Source organism: Mesorhizobium sp. M5C.F.Cr.IN.023.01.1.1 (assembly GCF_003997585.1).
Classification (GTDB): Bacteria; Pseudomonadota; Alphaproteobacteria; order Rhizobiales; family Rhizobiaceae; genus Mesorhizobium; species Mesorhizobium wenxiniae.
In genome coordinates, this window is sequence record NZ_RZSU01000064.1 from 24,893 (window position 1) to 38,507 (window position 13,615).

13 protein-coding genes and 1 pseudogene are annotated in these 13,615 nt (G+C 62.4%); 10 read left to right on the plus strand and 4 right to left on the minus strand.

All coding sequences use genetic code 11. From position 1 onward, the window contains the following. Window positions 1-25 precede the first annotated feature (25 nt). Complete coding sequence (locus EOA78_RS23095) at window positions 26-934, minus strand: shikimate dehydrogenase (protein ID WP_127317133.1); 909 nt, start codon at window positions 932-934, stop codon at window positions 26-28. A gap of 176 nt (window positions 935-1,110) precedes the next feature. On the opposite strand from EOA78_RS23095, the gene EOA78_RS23100 reads away from it, so the two are divergent. The 7 genes and pseudogenes from EOA78_RS23100 (at window position 1,111) to EOA78_RS23130 (ending at window position 7,394) form a co-directional block, all read left to right on the plus strand. After that, window positions 1,111-1,797: a TetR/AcrR family transcriptional regulator gene (locus tag EOA78_RS23100; RefSeq protein WP_127317134.1), complete on the plus strand. Its 687-nt coding sequence runs from the start codon at window positions 1,111-1,113 to the stop codon at window positions 1,795-1,797. Between the two features lie 84 nt (window positions 1,798-1,881). Further along, complete coding sequence (locus tag EOA78_RS23105; RefSeq protein WP_127317135.1) at window positions 1,882-3,774, plus strand: bifunctional sugar phosphate isomerase/epimerase/4-hydroxyphenylpyruvate dioxygenase family protein; 1,893 nt, start codon at window positions 1,882-1,884, stop codon at window positions 3,772-3,774. A gap of 5 nt (window positions 3,775-3,779) precedes the next feature. After that, a complete protein-coding gene (gene pcaD / locus EOA78_RS23110) occupies window positions 3,780-4,580 on the plus strand; it encodes a 3-oxoadipate enol-lactonase (RefSeq protein WP_127317145.1) in 801 nt (266 codons plus the stop codon). Next, window positions 4,577-4,970, plus strand: a pseudogene (pcaC, locus tag EOA78_RS23115) (4-carboxymuconolactone decarboxylase). Before pcaD ends, pcaC begins: the two are co-directional and overlap by 4 nt. Continuing rightward, entirely contained in the window at window positions 4,967-5,725 is a 759-nt protein-coding gene (gene pcaH, locus EOA78_RS23120; RefSeq protein WP_127317136.1) for a protocatechuate 3,4-dioxygenase subunit beta, read from the plus strand. The pseudogene pcaC and the gene pcaH overlap by 4 nt, the downstream one beginning before the upstream one ends. Next, window positions 5,725-6,339, plus strand: a complete 615-nt coding sequence (gene pcaG / locus EOA78_RS23125) for a protocatechuate 3,4-dioxygenase subunit alpha (protein WP_127317137.1) — start codon at window positions 5,725-5,727, stop codon at window positions 6,337-6,339. The genes pcaH and pcaG overlap by 1 nt, the downstream gene beginning before the upstream one ends. Continuing rightward, window positions 6,336-7,394: a 3-carboxy-cis,cis-muconate cycloisomerase gene (locus tag EOA78_RS23130; RefSeq protein ID WP_127317138.1), complete on the plus strand. Its 1,059-nt coding sequence runs from the start codon at window positions 6,336-6,338 to the stop codon at window positions 7,392-7,394. The genes pcaG and EOA78_RS23130 overlap by 4 nt, the downstream gene beginning before the upstream one ends. A 91-nt stretch (window positions 7,395-7,485) precedes the next feature. On the opposite strand, the gene EOA78_RS23135 is transcribed toward EOA78_RS23130, so the two are convergent. Beyond that, window positions 7,486-8,610 carry a Gfo/Idh/MocA family oxidoreductase gene (locus EOA78_RS23135; RefSeq protein WP_127317139.1) on the minus strand — a complete coding sequence of 375 codons (1,125 nt, stop codon included), beginning with the start codon at window positions 8,608-8,610 and terminating at the stop codon, window positions 7,486-7,488. A gap of 9 nt (window positions 8,611-8,619) precedes the next feature. Then, complete coding sequence (locus EOA78_RS23140; RefSeq protein ID WP_281034058.1) at window positions 8,620-9,330, minus strand: GntR family transcriptional regulator; 711 nt, start codon at window positions 9,328-9,330, stop codon at window positions 8,620-8,622. Between the two features lie 104 nt (window positions 9,331-9,434). Here EOA78_RS23140 and EOA78_RS23145 point away from each other — a divergent pair, with 104 nt between their 5' ends. Then, entirely contained in the window at window positions 9,435-10,592 is a 1,158-nt protein-coding gene (locus EOA78_RS23145) for an LLM class flavin-dependent oxidoreductase (protein WP_127317140.1), read from the plus strand. Window positions 10,593-10,659: 67 nt separating this feature from the next. Continuing rightward, complete coding sequence (locus EOA78_RS23150; protein WP_127317141.1) at window positions 10,660-11,205, plus strand: flavin reductase family protein; 546 nt, start codon at window positions 10,660-10,662, stop codon at window positions 11,203-11,205. A 38-nt stretch (window positions 11,206-11,243) separates the two neighbouring features. On the opposite strand, the gene EOA78_RS23155 is transcribed toward EOA78_RS23150, so the two are convergent. After that, the gene (locus EOA78_RS23155; protein WP_127317142.1) at window positions 11,244-12,287 is read right to left on the minus strand and encodes a LacI family DNA-binding transcriptional regulator; all 1,044 of its coding nucleotides are present in this window, start codon (window positions 12,285-12,287) and stop codon (window positions 11,244-11,246) included. Between the two features lie 107 nt (window positions 12,288-12,394). Here EOA78_RS23155 and EOA78_RS23160 point away from each other — a divergent pair, with 107 nt between their 5' ends. Then, window positions 12,395-13,492, plus strand: a complete 1,098-nt coding sequence (locus EOA78_RS23160; protein ID WP_348628499.1) for a glycoside hydrolase family 88 protein — start codon at window positions 12,395-12,397, stop codon at window positions 13,490-13,492. Window positions 13,493-13,615 lie beyond the last annotated feature (123 nt).

Below are 13,615 nucleotides of genomic sequence, written 5' to 3' on the forward strand. Positions count from 1 at the left end.
CATATGGTTATAGACGTCATTGCCTTCACGCGGCGGCCTCGAAATGATCTGCCATGGCGCGGCGGTCGGCCTTGCGCCCGGTGAAGAGTTCGAACGCGCGGACGGCCTGATAGACCGCCATGCCGATGCCCGGCAGCGTTCTGCAGCCGATCATACGGGCCGCGACCAACAACTCTGTTTCGGTCGGAAAATAGATTATGTCGGCGACCCATTTTTCGGCTGTCAGAAGAGCCGTGTCGAACGGTGTTCCGGGATATTTCGCCATGCCGACCGGGGTCGTGTTGACGATGCCGTTTGCCATGCGCACGGCTGCGGCCGGGTCCGGCCACGTCTCGACGCGACCGCCAAAAAAGGCGCCCATGCGCGACGCAAGATCCGAGGCGCGACTAGGTAGGCTGTCGAGGACGAACAGCCGGCCAACGCCCATTTCCATCAGCGCGTTTGCGACTGCGGCGCCCGCCCCGCCGGCGCCGAACATTGCGACGCAGCCCATCGATGCGCCAGTCATCGCTTCGCGAAAACTCTCCGCGAAACCCCAGCCGTCGGTGTTGTGGCCTTCCTTGCGTCCGCCAGTGAACACGACCGTATTCACCGCGCCTATGGCGTGCGCTTCCGGCGACAACGCATCCAGGACGGGAATGACAGCCTGTTTAAACGGATGAGTGACGTTAAGACCCTGAAAGCCCGCAATTTGCGCCGCCGCGATCAAGTCGCCGATCGCCGCGTCCGGAAATCCGAGCCTGTCGAAATCGAGCAAAAGGTACGAATAGCCGATGCCAAGGCGCCGGGCTTCACGCTCGTGCATGCCGGGAGTGCGCGATGACTGAATGCCGCGTCCGACAAGGCCAATCACGACCTTTTCGCTGCCGCCGCTGGCGGCGCTCTTGTGCTCGTCCGCAAGACGGCAAAGGAGGTCGACAAGGCTGTCGCCCATCTCCCGAGATTCCTCCCTGTGCGGGCCGCTTCCTGGCCCACATGCGGCAATTCCTGGATCGCCCTTGTGTTCACGTCAAACGCGCCGATAAATAAGTCCGTCGCGATTTGCGAAGATGTACTAACTGGTTAGTTTAGTCAATTGCCGGCTGGCGCCGAGGCGGGAACCCAAATTGCATGGCCGTTATCAAGAACGAACGAAAGCCGAAGCCGGACACGAGCACGACGCGTATCCAGGACCCTGAGGGCACGCGCCGCAACATCCTGGAGATCGCCTCCAAGGAGTTTGCCCTGAACGGCTTGTCGGGCGCGCGCATAGACGAGATTGCGGCGCGTACACGCTTCAGCAAGCGCATGATCTACTACTACTTCGGCGACAAAGAGGGGCTCTATCTGCGCGCGCTCGAGAACGCGTATCGCCAGGTGCGCGAGGGCGAGGCCCAACTTGATATCGAAGGTCTGCCCCCCGTGGCGGCACTGACACGCCTAGTGGAGTTCACGTTCGACCACCATCACCGACACGAGGAATTCATCCGCATGGTGATGATCGAGAACATCCATCACGGCCAATACCTCGAACAATCGGATGCGATCCGCGAACTGAATGTGACTGCGATCGACCATATCTCTCGCATCTATTCGCGCGGTGTCGAAGAGGGGGTCTTCCGGCCGGGACTCGATGCGGTCGAACTCCATTGGCAAGTAAGCGCGCTGTGCTTCTTCAACGTTTCCAATCGCGCCACCTTTTCGATGATCTTCGGACGCGACTTCGGCGCGCCGGCACAACTCGAGCGGCTCAAACGCAACAGCGTGGAGATGCTGTTGCGTTTTGTCGCGAAGGACGAAGCTCCCGCAGAACGCTGAGCGCGCCGAAACTTGCGGTGCTGCCAGCGTTGCCTTAATTATGTACGAACTGGTTCGTTCATGCCAACCAGGGAGGAAGCGCGCTTGAAGACTTCGATCGCGACGGTGTCGATCGCCGGTGACCTGGCGGAGAAATTTGCGGCAATTTCCGCCGCGGGCTTCGACGGTGTTGAAATCTTCGAGAACGATTTCCTCGCCTTTGACGGCTCACCGCGCGACGTCGGCCGAATGGCTGGTGACACAGGTCTGACTATAACGCTCTTCCAGCCGTTCAGGGACTTCGAGGGTTTGCCGGAGCCCCAGCGCAACCGCGCCTTTGATCGTGCCGAGCGCAAGTTCGACGTCATGCAGGAACTCGGCACCGACCTGATGCTGGTATGCTCGTCGGTGTCGCCGGTCTCGCTTGGCGGGATCGACCGGGCGGCCATGGACTTTCACGAGCTTGGCGAGCGCGCCGCCAAGCGCGGTCTGCGCGTCGGCTACGAGGCATTGGCCTGGGGGCGTCACGTCAACGATCATCGCGATGCGTGGGAAATCGTGCGCAGGACTGAGCATCCGAACATCGGGCTGGTTCTCGATTCTTTCCACACGCTAGCCCGCAGGATTGAACTCGGCTCCATCCGTTCGATACCTGCGGACAAGATCTTCATTGTCCAACTCGCCGACGCGCCGCTGATCGAAATGGACTTGCTTTATTGGAGCCGGCACTTCCGCAACATGCCAGGCGAAGGCGATCTGCCGGTGCGACAGTTCATGCAGGCGGTCGCGGCAACCGGTTATGACGGCTATCTGTCGCTCGAGATTTTCAACGACCAGTTCCGTGGCGGGTCGGCAAAGGCGATCTCCGTCGACGGACGGCGTTCGCTCGTATGGTTGTTGGATCAGGTGCGGCGTGAAGAACCGGCACTTGACATGGCTATCCCGCCCATGCCCGACCGCATCGGTGTCGGAGGGGTCGAGTTCATCGAGTTCGCGGCCGATCGCCAGGACGCGGGACAGCTTGGATCGCTGTTGCGCATGCTCGGCTTTGTCGAGGCCGGTCGGCACGTCTCGAAGGAGGTCACGCTCTACCGCCAGGGCGAGATCAATATTGTCATCAATACCGAGCGGCAGGGCTTTGCCCATTCTTCCTTTGTTGTCCATGGCACGTCGGCATACGCGATGGGCCTGAAGGTCGAGGACGCCGCCGACACGGTCGCGCGCGCCGAGGCGCTGGGCGCGGAGATCTTTCACCAGCGGGTCGGGCCCGGCGAGTTGTCGATCCCGGCGATCCGCGGCGTCGGCGGCGGACTGATCTACTTCCTCGATGCCAAGACCGACCTGGCAAAGGTCTGGGACATAGAGTTTACGCCGGTCACGTCGGCAAGCTCCGGCAATGGCGTCGGCCTCACCCGCATCGATCATGTCGGGCAGACCATGGCACAGGAGGAGATGCCGAGCTGGCTGCTGTTCTATGTCTCGATCTTCAGGACGACCAAGACCCCCATGGTCGACATCGTCGATCCGGCCGGTCTCGTGCGTAGTCAGGTGATCGAAGGCCTGGACAAGCGCTTCCGCCTCACGCTGAACGGCGCCGAGAGTCACCGCACCCTGGCTGGCCATTTCATCGCCGAAACCTTTGGTTCCGGCGTCCAGCATCTGGCACTCGCGACGGATGACATCTTTGCGACGGCGGCGAAGCTGCAGGCAAACGGCTTCGAACCGCTTCAGATATCGATGAACTACTACGACGACGTAGAAGCTCGTTTCGGTTTGGATCCGGAGGTCGCCGATAGGTTACGCTCAGCCAACATCCTTTACGACCGCGACGACAACGGCGAATTTTTCCAGCTCTATGCGCCGACATTCGGAGAGGGGTTCATTATCGAGTTCGTTGAACGGCGCGGCGCTTATGCAGGATATGGTGCGCCGAACGCGCCATTCCGCATCGCCGCGCAAAAACGGCTGATGCGGCCCAAAGGAATGCCAAAGATATGACCGGTATGAACTTTGCTCGCATTAATGGCGCGACGATCCACTACCGGCATCGTCCCGCAGCTGGCAGGCCGACGGTCATCTTCGCGAACTCGCTCGGCACCGATATGCGCATCTGGAACGAGGTCGAGCGAAGGCTCGCCGACGACTGTACATTCGTTGCGTTTGACAAGCGCGGACACGGTTTGAGCGAACTGGGTGTCGCGCCGCAAACAATCGAGACCCATGCGACAGATCTTGCAGGGCTGCTCGACCTTCTTGGCGTAAAGCGCGCGGTGATCTGCGGGCTTTCGATCGGCGGCGTCATTGCGCAATGCGTCTACAAGACGCGGTCGGATTTGATCGACGGGTTGATCCTTTGCGATACGGCAGCGAGAATCGGTACGGCCGAGATGTGGAACGGGCGCATCAACGCGGCCCTGTCGGACGGCATCGCGAGCTTTGCCGACGACGTGATGCGAAAATGGTTCACGCCGGATTTCCATAAAAATCGCGGCGAGGAATTGGCGGGATATAAAACGATGCTGACGCGCCAGGATCCGGCCGGCTACGCGGCCGCCTGCGCGGCTATCCGCGACGCCGATTTCACTGCGACGACCGCCGCGATCAAAGTGCCGACACTCTGCATTGTCGGCGATCAGGACGGATCGACGCCGCCTGAACTGGTGGAATCGCTGGCCCGCTCAATCCCCGCCGCACAGTTCGAGGTCATCGCCGATGCGGGCCACATCCCATGCGTCGAGCGGCCGGAAAGGCTCGCCGGGCTGATCCGTGGCTTCCTGAACGACATGCGAAGAGAGCGCAAATGAGCAAGCCACAACACGGCGACCGATACATCGAAGGGATGGCGACGCGCCGTTCGGTGCTGGGTGACGCCCATGTCGACCGCGCAGAGGCGGCCAAGACCGAATTCGACATTCCTTTCCAGGAACTGATCACGGAGGCTGCATGGAGCCACGTCTGGTCGCGGCCGAACATCACCAAGCGCGATCACCATCGCGCTGCTCGCGGCGCTGAGGCAGGATGAAGAGGTTGCGATGCATATCCGCGCCAGCGTCAATACCGGGGCGACGCGCGACGACATACGCGAGGCGCTGCTGCACGTAGCAATCTATGCCGGGATACCGGCGGCAAATCATGCGATGAAGATCGCCAGGAAGACGTTCGACGAAATGGACGCTCAAGCCGGCAAATCATGACCAACTCGCGCTTTCCCGCTAACCGCACGCCGGAAATCGGCGCCTTCTTTCAGCGCGACCGCAACTGGCATCCGCCGGCCTTCACGCCAGCCTACAAGACTTCCGTTCTGCGTTCGCCGCAACGGCCGCTTCTTTCCCTCGACAACACCCTGTCGGAGCTTACGGGGCCGGTCTTCGGCCACAATATTCTCGGTGAACTGGACAATGACCTCATACACAATTTTGCCGGGCCGGGCGAAAGCGCGATCGGGCCGCGCATCCTCGTCTATGGCCGCCTACTGGACGAGCGCGGCATCGGCGTCGCCGGTGCGTTGCTGGAGGTATGGCAGGCCAACGCCGGCGGACGCTATCGACACAAGAAGGAGACCTATTTCGCGCCACTCGATCCGAACTTCGGCGGCTGCGGCCGCACCATCACCGGCGAGGATGGCTCCTATTGTTTCCGCACGATCCAGCCGGGGCCATATCCCTGGCCCAACGGACCAAACGACTGGCGTCCAGCTCACATCCATTTCTCGATCTTCGGGCACGGCTTCGCGCAGCGCTTGATCACCCAGATGTATTTCGAGGGCGACCCGATGATCTGGAGGTGCCCGATCGTGCGGACCATCAACGACCGCCGTGCTATTGAAGGCCTCACCGCCGCGCTCGACATGGAGGCAACGATACCGATGGATGCGCGGGCATACAAATTCGACATTGTGCTGCGCGGCCGCCGCTCGACGCTGTTCGAAAACCGCATCGAGGGCAACTGATGGTCCAGGCTCTCGGTCGGCTGAAGGAAAGTGCCTCGCAGACCGCGGGACCCTACGTCCATATAGGGCTGACGCCCAACTTTGCCGGTATCGCGGGCGTCTATGAACGCGACCTTGGCACCGCGATGGTCAACGACAAGACTAGGGGCGAACGCATCTGGGTCAACATTCGGGTGATCGACGGCGCCGGCTCGCCGCTGAAAGACGCGCTTGTGGAGATCTGGCAGGCGGACGCCGCCGGCATCTACAATTCGCCCTCGGATCTGCGCGGCTCCGCCGACCCGAATTTTACCGGCTGGGGCCGGCTGCCCACCGACATGACAACGGGCGAATGCATGTTCGAAACCATCAAACCCGGTCGCGTGCCCTTTTTTGACGGCCGCAAGATGGCGCCGCATCTGACTGTCTGGATCGTCGCGCGTGGAATCAACATTGGTCTCCACACCCGCATGTATTTCAGCGACGAGGAAACGGCCAACGCCGAGGATCCCGTCCTGATGCGCATTGAGCAAAGAGAGCGCGTGTCGACGCTGGTCGCGCCGCGCGATGGCAACATCTATAAGTTCGACATTCATCTCCAGGGCATCAACGAGACGGTCTTCTTCGACATATGATCGCAGCATTCGACAATCCTCTCCTGTCCGGGCTTCTCGGCGATGAGAAGATGGCGACGCTGCTCGGCGTCGAGGCCGAACTTGCGACGATGCTGCAATTCGAGAAAGCCCTCGCCGACGCAGAAGGTGCACTCGGCATCGTCCCGGCGGCTGCAGCAAGCGCAATCGGACGCGTCCTCGACAACTTCCGGCCGGAAATCCAGGCGCTGAGGGACGGAACGGCGCGCGACGGCGTCATGGTGCCGGAGCTCGTGCGGCAGATCAGGCATGCTGTGGGAGAGCCGCATTCGGAGCATGTGCATTTCGGTGCGACTAGCCAGGACGTGATCGACACGGCCATGATCCTGCGAATTCGCGCCTGTATCGACCTGTTGGAAGAACGGCTTTCGGCTCTGGTGGTCGCCTTCGCCGATCTCGGCCATCGGTTTGGCGATCGCCCGCTGATGGCCCGAACCCGAATGCAGCCAGCGATTCCGATTTCCGTAGCCGACCGGGTCACAAGCTGGCGCGAACCGCTCGTGCGCCACCACGAGCGGCTTCAATCGGTGCGAGGATCGGTTCTCGTCATCCAGTTCGGCGGCGCCGTCGGGACACTCGAAAAGTTCGCAGACAAAGGCGCCGCCGTCCGTGCCGTGCTGGCCCGGCGGCTAGGCCTCGGCGACGCACCGCAATGGCACAGCCAGCGCGACCGCATCGCTGAACTGGCCAACTGGCTGTCGCTTGTGACGGGCGGCCTCGGCAAATTCGGGCAGGACATTGCGCTGATGGCGCAGGCAGGCGACGAGCTCCAGCGGGCGGGCGGCGGTTCATCGTCCGCCATGGCGCACAAGCGCAATCCCGTCGACGCCGAGATGCTGGTGACGCTTGCCCGCTACAACGCAGTCCAATTGTCGGGAATGCATCATGCGCTGATCCATGAGCAAGAGCGCTCTGGTGCAGCCTGGACGCTGGAATGGTTGATCTTGCCGCAGATGCTCATGGCGGCTGGAGCATCGACCTGTGTCGCGGACAGGCTGGTCCGAACCGTAGCGGCAATTGGAGGCAACGTTGACTGATCCCACCAGGCGGCTCACGCCGTGGATCTTGCGATTTAGCCGTCTCCGCTACCACTTAGTCAGTAAGATCAAGCGGTCACGTGAGCTACCATCAGCCACACTGAGCGCACTCGCAGGCATCGAGTGGGTTGGAAATGGCCGTGCCCTGGTTTGCCGACAATTGTGCGGCCATACCCATGGCGACAGCTTTCCAGCCATCATCCAACGTCACCTCAACCCGCCCTTCGCCTCGTAGGGCGGCGCAGAACCGCTGATGCTGATAGAAAGTCGAGCCGTTGTGATCGCCGGCCGTCAACAATTGGGGGTCGACCGGGATCTCGACGGTGTACGGTCCCTGCGGAAAGCGCGGGCTGACGATCAACTGCGGCGTCGGCGCCGCGCCGAGATGAGTTGGCCAGAAGCGGCCGGGACCCGGCACCAGGCATTCGACTTTACCTCGCGCACCGACGGCACTGATCTCCTCCTGATAGCGGCTGCCCTCTGCATACATGCATAGTTCCAGCATGGCGCGCGCGCCGCTGGCGAAATCGACCAGCACGTAGCCGCAATCCCAGATATCGGGTGTCTCGCCATCATAACGTTCGTTGAGATGGTTCACTTCCTGTCCGGCCGACGCCATGATTCTTACCGGTTCCGATTTCAGAATCAGCCGCATGAGATCGAAGAAATGGCAGCATTTTTCGACGAAAGTGCCTCCCGATCGACGGTTGAAGCGGTTCCAATGGGCCACCTTGTCCAGGAACGGGTAGCGATGTTCGCGAATTGTCAGCATCCGGATGCCGCCGGTGGCGTTCTGCGCCTGCTCGATGAATCGAGCGACCGGCGGCATATAGCGATATTCCATCGCGACCCAGACTGGTGCGGTATAGGTCGCGGCGAACGCCTTCACCGCGGCTGCGTCGACCGGATCGGTGAAAAGCGGCTTCTCGACCAGGATGGGCAGCGCACGGATAGCAGCGATTTCCTTGAGCTGCGCGAAATGCACATAGTTCGGACTGGCGATGAGCAAGCAGTCGACGCGCGGATCGGCCGCCACCTCCGCGACCGAGCCGGCGATCGACGCTTGCGGGGCAAGGTCTGCCGCGCGTGCGCGCATCATCGCGTCGGGCTCGAAGATCGCCGCGACGCCGACATCGGGCAGCAGCGCGATATTGCGAAGGTGCTCTTGCCCCATCATGCCGCAGCCGATGATCCCGTAGGAAATGTGCTTCGCCATATCAGTTCCCTATCGCAGCCGCGCGACATAGCGCGCGACGCCATGATCAAACCAGGTCCTGGAATACTCCGCGCTGGCGCCGTCCTGCGTCCAGCCGGTACGCTCGATGAAGCCGGCGGCGGCGCCTGGCGCGAGGCCGAATTCAGGCAGCGACCATCCCGGCACCTGGCCGACCCCGACGCGGTCCTCTGCACGCGAGATCCAGATGCCGAGCGCCTTGCGGTAGTAGAGATAGAGAGAGTCCGACAGTTCTTCGATAGCAACCGTCTCCGCACGGGAACCGTCGAGCCAGATCTCCTCCAGCGCCGCCGGCATGCCGCCGAGGCTCCGCAGCCGTCTTATTCTATGGGCCTCGCCGCTCGATCCGAACACCGGCAGGTCCATCGGTTTCGCCAGCCGATCGACTGACAGAACGCGCGCCGTCGGCAGCCCGCCTCCCTCCAGGAGCTCCAGCCGGAACATGGAATAGACACTGGCCACGTCGGGTTGCGAACGTACGTAGTTGCCGGAACCCTGGATGCGACTGAGCAAGCCTTTGCGCTCGAGATCGCCGAGCGCCTTGCGCAATGTACCAACCGCTATTCCGAGGTCCGCAGCCATGTCGCGCTCCGGCGGAAGCTTCTCGCCCTCGATCATCCGCCCAGCCGCGATCTCGCGAATGAGCATTTCGCTGACCTGCTGATGCTTCGGAAGCGCGTACGCGTTTTTGGACGTGGTCAAATTTTCTCCACCGCAAAATTGATACACTATTGATCTACACAATCACGAATGATATGCAACAGGAAAGGCAGTCGCGGCGCCAATTGACGAAGGGAGTGCGGACATTGACGGTCGTTCCGGTGACGTCCGCTGATCTCGACGCAACTGAAGTGTCGTGGTTTTCCGCTTTGTGCTCCGATGATTTTCGCTATCTCGGCGTACCGGATGGCGCGCTGCGGTCGAATTGGGAGCACTGCTCAGATATCGTCAAGACAGCCGAAGAACTGGGCTTTCGCAGTATCCTGTGTCCCTCGTCCTATCAGGTCGGCCAGGATACTCTGTCCTTCGTGGCGGGCTGCGCTCCGATAACCTCTACGATCAACCTTCTCGCGGCGGTGCGTTGCGGCGAAATGCAGCCGATCATGCTGGCGCGCACGCTCGCAACGCTCGACCACATGCTAAAGGGCAGATTGACTATAAACGTCATCTCTTCCGACTTTCCCGGCGAACTCGCCGACAGCCGCTTCCGCTATCAGCGTTCGCGCGAGGTCATCGAAATCCTGCGTCAGGCCTGGACGCGCGACGAAATCGACCATCAGGGCGAAGTCTACCAATTCGGGAAAGTAACCGCCGACCCCGCAAAGCCCTACCAACAGAATGGCGGGCCGCTACTTTATTTCGGCGGTTATTCGCCCGACGCGCTCGAACTCTGCGGCGCACAGTGTGACGTGTATCTGATGTGGCCGGAGGCGAAGGACGTGTTGGCGCACCGCATGCGTGATGTTCACGAGCGTGCAGCCGCCCATGGCCGCACATTGGATTATGGCCTGCGCGTCCACGTGATTGTGCGCGACACCGAAGCCGAAGCCCGCGAATATGCCGAGGAGTTGGTTTCGAAACTCGACGACGAGCAGGGCAGAATTATCCGCGCCCGCGCACTGGACGCGACATCCCTGGGCGTCGCGCACCAAGCAAAGAACCGCGCCGGCGCCGACGCACAAGGCTATGTCGAGCGGCATCTGTGGACCGGCGTTGGCCGCGCCCGCTCCGGTTGCGGCGCCGCGATCGTCGGCTCGACCGACCAGGTCATGTGCGAGATCGAGGAATACCGGAAAATGGGGATCCGCGCCTTCATCTTCTCCGGCTATCCGCATCTTGATGAGGCCTTGTCCTTCGGCAAGCGCGTGCTGCCGAACATCAGCACCTGCTCGCTGCCGCATGCCTATGGCCGGGTGCCGGAAATCACCCCGGCGACCCCGCTCGGAACCGGGGAGCGGCGATGATGATGCTGCGAATGCGCGTCAACGAGATTGAAGCTTACACCGCAGCCCTTGGCCAGAAGGGCGCCTGATGTACCACTTCCTCAACCCCGAGCAGCAACCGATGAAAAGCTTCGTGCCCGGCCCCGACCGCAAGCGCGAGTTCCGCGACGCGCTCGGCCGTTTTGCGACCGGTATCACCGTCGTCACCACGATGACGCCTGATGGTCCCGTTGGCATCACGGCGAACAGCTTTGCATCGGTGTCCCTCGACCCGCCGATCGTGCTTTGGTCGATCGGCCGGCATTCGAGGCGCTTTGCCGCCTTCGCAGGTTGCGAGCATTTCGCGGTTCATGTTCTGGGCGCGGAGCAGATGGAGCTGAGCCAGCGCTTTGCTCGCGTCGGTCAAGCCTTCGACGGCCTCCAGCACGACCTGAACGATGCCGGCGTGCCGCTGCTGGGTGGCTGCCTGTCGCGGTTCGAATGCGTGCGGATCTCCGGGCATGAGGGCGGCGACCATTTGATCGTCGTTGCCCGCGTAACCGCCGCGACCTTGCGAGACGGCGAGCCTCTGCTTTTCTTCGGCGGAGGTTACGGACGCTTCGAAGACGGCCCGAACGTGACCCCATCGATGTAGTGATGGCCTGGCCCGGACAACGGTGTGGACCATACGTCTCAGGCGCGAACCGGGCCGGTCGACTGGCGTTGCACGATATGGCAGGCGAATTCGATACGGCGCGGCGGCAGGTCCCCGCCGAGATCGGCGAGCAGGAGGTCGAGCGACGCCGCGCCGATCTCGCGCATCGGGATGTGCATCGTCGTGAGGGGCGGGTTTTGGAAAGCCGCCTGCGGAAGGTCATCCATGCCCATGACCGACACGTCGGCGGGCACCTCGTAACCCGACTTCCGGATCGCCATCATCGCGCCGATAGCGAGGCTGTCGCCCGCGGCGAGCACAGCGGTGAAGTCGAGGCCACGAGCCTCAATGCGCCGCGCGATCGCTTCCGCCGCAAGGTCCGGCAGCCAATCCGCCACCTCCACAGCCAGGTCGCCGGCCGCCAGGCCGCGCTCTCGCAGGGCGTCTTGCCAGCCCTCGAAGCGACGCTCGATCGTGCGCCGCCCGCGCCGCATCAGGAACAGGATGCGCCGGTGGCCGAGGTCAAGCAGGTGCTGCGTCGCGAGATGCGCCGCGGAGCGGTTGCATGGCGTCAGGCTCGAATGGTGCATCGCCGGGTCATCGCCGTTTATGAGCACGATCGGCTTGCCGAAACCGCCGGTCAGCGTCAGCACCGCCTCGTCGTCGAGCGTCAGAAACAGACAGCCAACGACGCTCTTGTCTTGCCTGGCCTCATTGAGCAGCGCGATCTGCTCACCGGCGTCGGCGATCGAGCGCGACACCAGCTCGACACCGAGAGTTCGTGCGCGCTCGTTCAGTCCGTCGAGCACATAGAAGGTGAACTGGTTGCGGCCATAGTCGATCCTGGCAGCGTTGCTTGCGGCGAGGATCACCTTGCGGCCGGCGATCGAAGTCGCGACCGTGTAGTTCAGCTTCTTGGCGGTTTCGATGATCATCGACCGAAGGTCGCCGCGCACGCCTTTGCCGCCGGCAAGCGCCCGCGACGCCGTGCTGACGGAAACGCCGCAGCGCGCGGCGACGTCTTCGAGCCGCACGCGCCGGCTGAGCGTGCCGCGCTTCCCGCTTTCGACCTTCACGACCATCGGCTGTTTCCTCACCAGACCTTCATGCTGCAAAAAAATTTCAGATTGCGCAACAAAAATGCCTGTGGCACCCATTTGCCCGGCATCGCGCAAACTTGGGAGGAGTAGTGGCGTCAACGAGAGATATGCGCTCAAAGCTCGACCTGCTCGTGCGCGGCATGACGGGCCTGCGCCATGACGGCCGTTTCGACGAGCCCAACCTCGACGGCACGGCCGGCGACTACATCAGCTTCGATTCCTGGGAATGGCCGCAGGGTGTGGGGCTCTACGGCCTCGTTTGCCTCTGGCGGCACAATCGCGATCCGAAGCTTTTGAAGACAATCGAAGACTGGTACGAGCGCCATTTAAGGGCGGGCCTACCGCCGATGAACATCAACACCACCGCTCCGATGATGGCGCTGGCATTGCTCTGGCGCGAGACACGCGATCCGCGCTGGGAAACGGCTCTCGGCCAATGGGCTGAAAGGCTGCTTCGCGACATGCCTCGCACGCCCGAGGGCGGGTTCCAACACAATGTCTCAGACAAGATCAACGACGACGAATTGTGGGACGACACCTTGTTCATGGCTGGCCTGTTCCTCGCTTTCTACGGACGCGCGGCCGGCCGGCAATCGTGCATCGACGAGGCTGTTCGCCAGTTCCTCGTTCATGCTCGCTATCTCGCCGACCCGAAAACGGGCTTGTGGTTCCATGGCTGGACATTTGCCGGCCGACATAATTTTGCCCGCGCTCTCTGGGCCCGCGGCAACGCCTGGATCACGGTCGGCATCCTCGACCTGATCGAAAACGGCGGTATCGGCAAGCCAGTCGAAGCCTATCTGCTCGGCGTGCTGGAGGCCCAGATCGACGCGCTACTGCGCCTGCAGGCGTCATCGGGAGCATGGCACACTTTGCTCGATGACCCGACGTCCTATGAGGAGATGTCCGCCACGGCCGGCATCGGCTATGGTCTCATGAAAGCTGCGCGCATAGGCATCGGGCCCAAGGCGTGCGGTCCGGCGGGCCTGCGCGCACTCGACGCGGTGCTGGCCAGCATCGACGAGAACGGCGTGCTCGGAAACGTTTCCTACGGCACCCGCATGGGCCATGATCTCCGGTTCTACCGCGACATCCCGATTCAGCCTACCGGCTACGGCCAGGCCCTGGCGATCCTCTGCCTCACCGAGGGGATGATCCATGCAGAAGCTGCCGAGGCGGCGGCATGACGATGCGCGTTCTCTTCGGCGCCGGTCCGGGCGACATCGACGGCTACGGGACTGAGCGGCTACGCGCTGAGTTTCTGGTGGGGCAGTTGTTCGAGCCCGGCCGCATCGCCTTCGCCTACACCC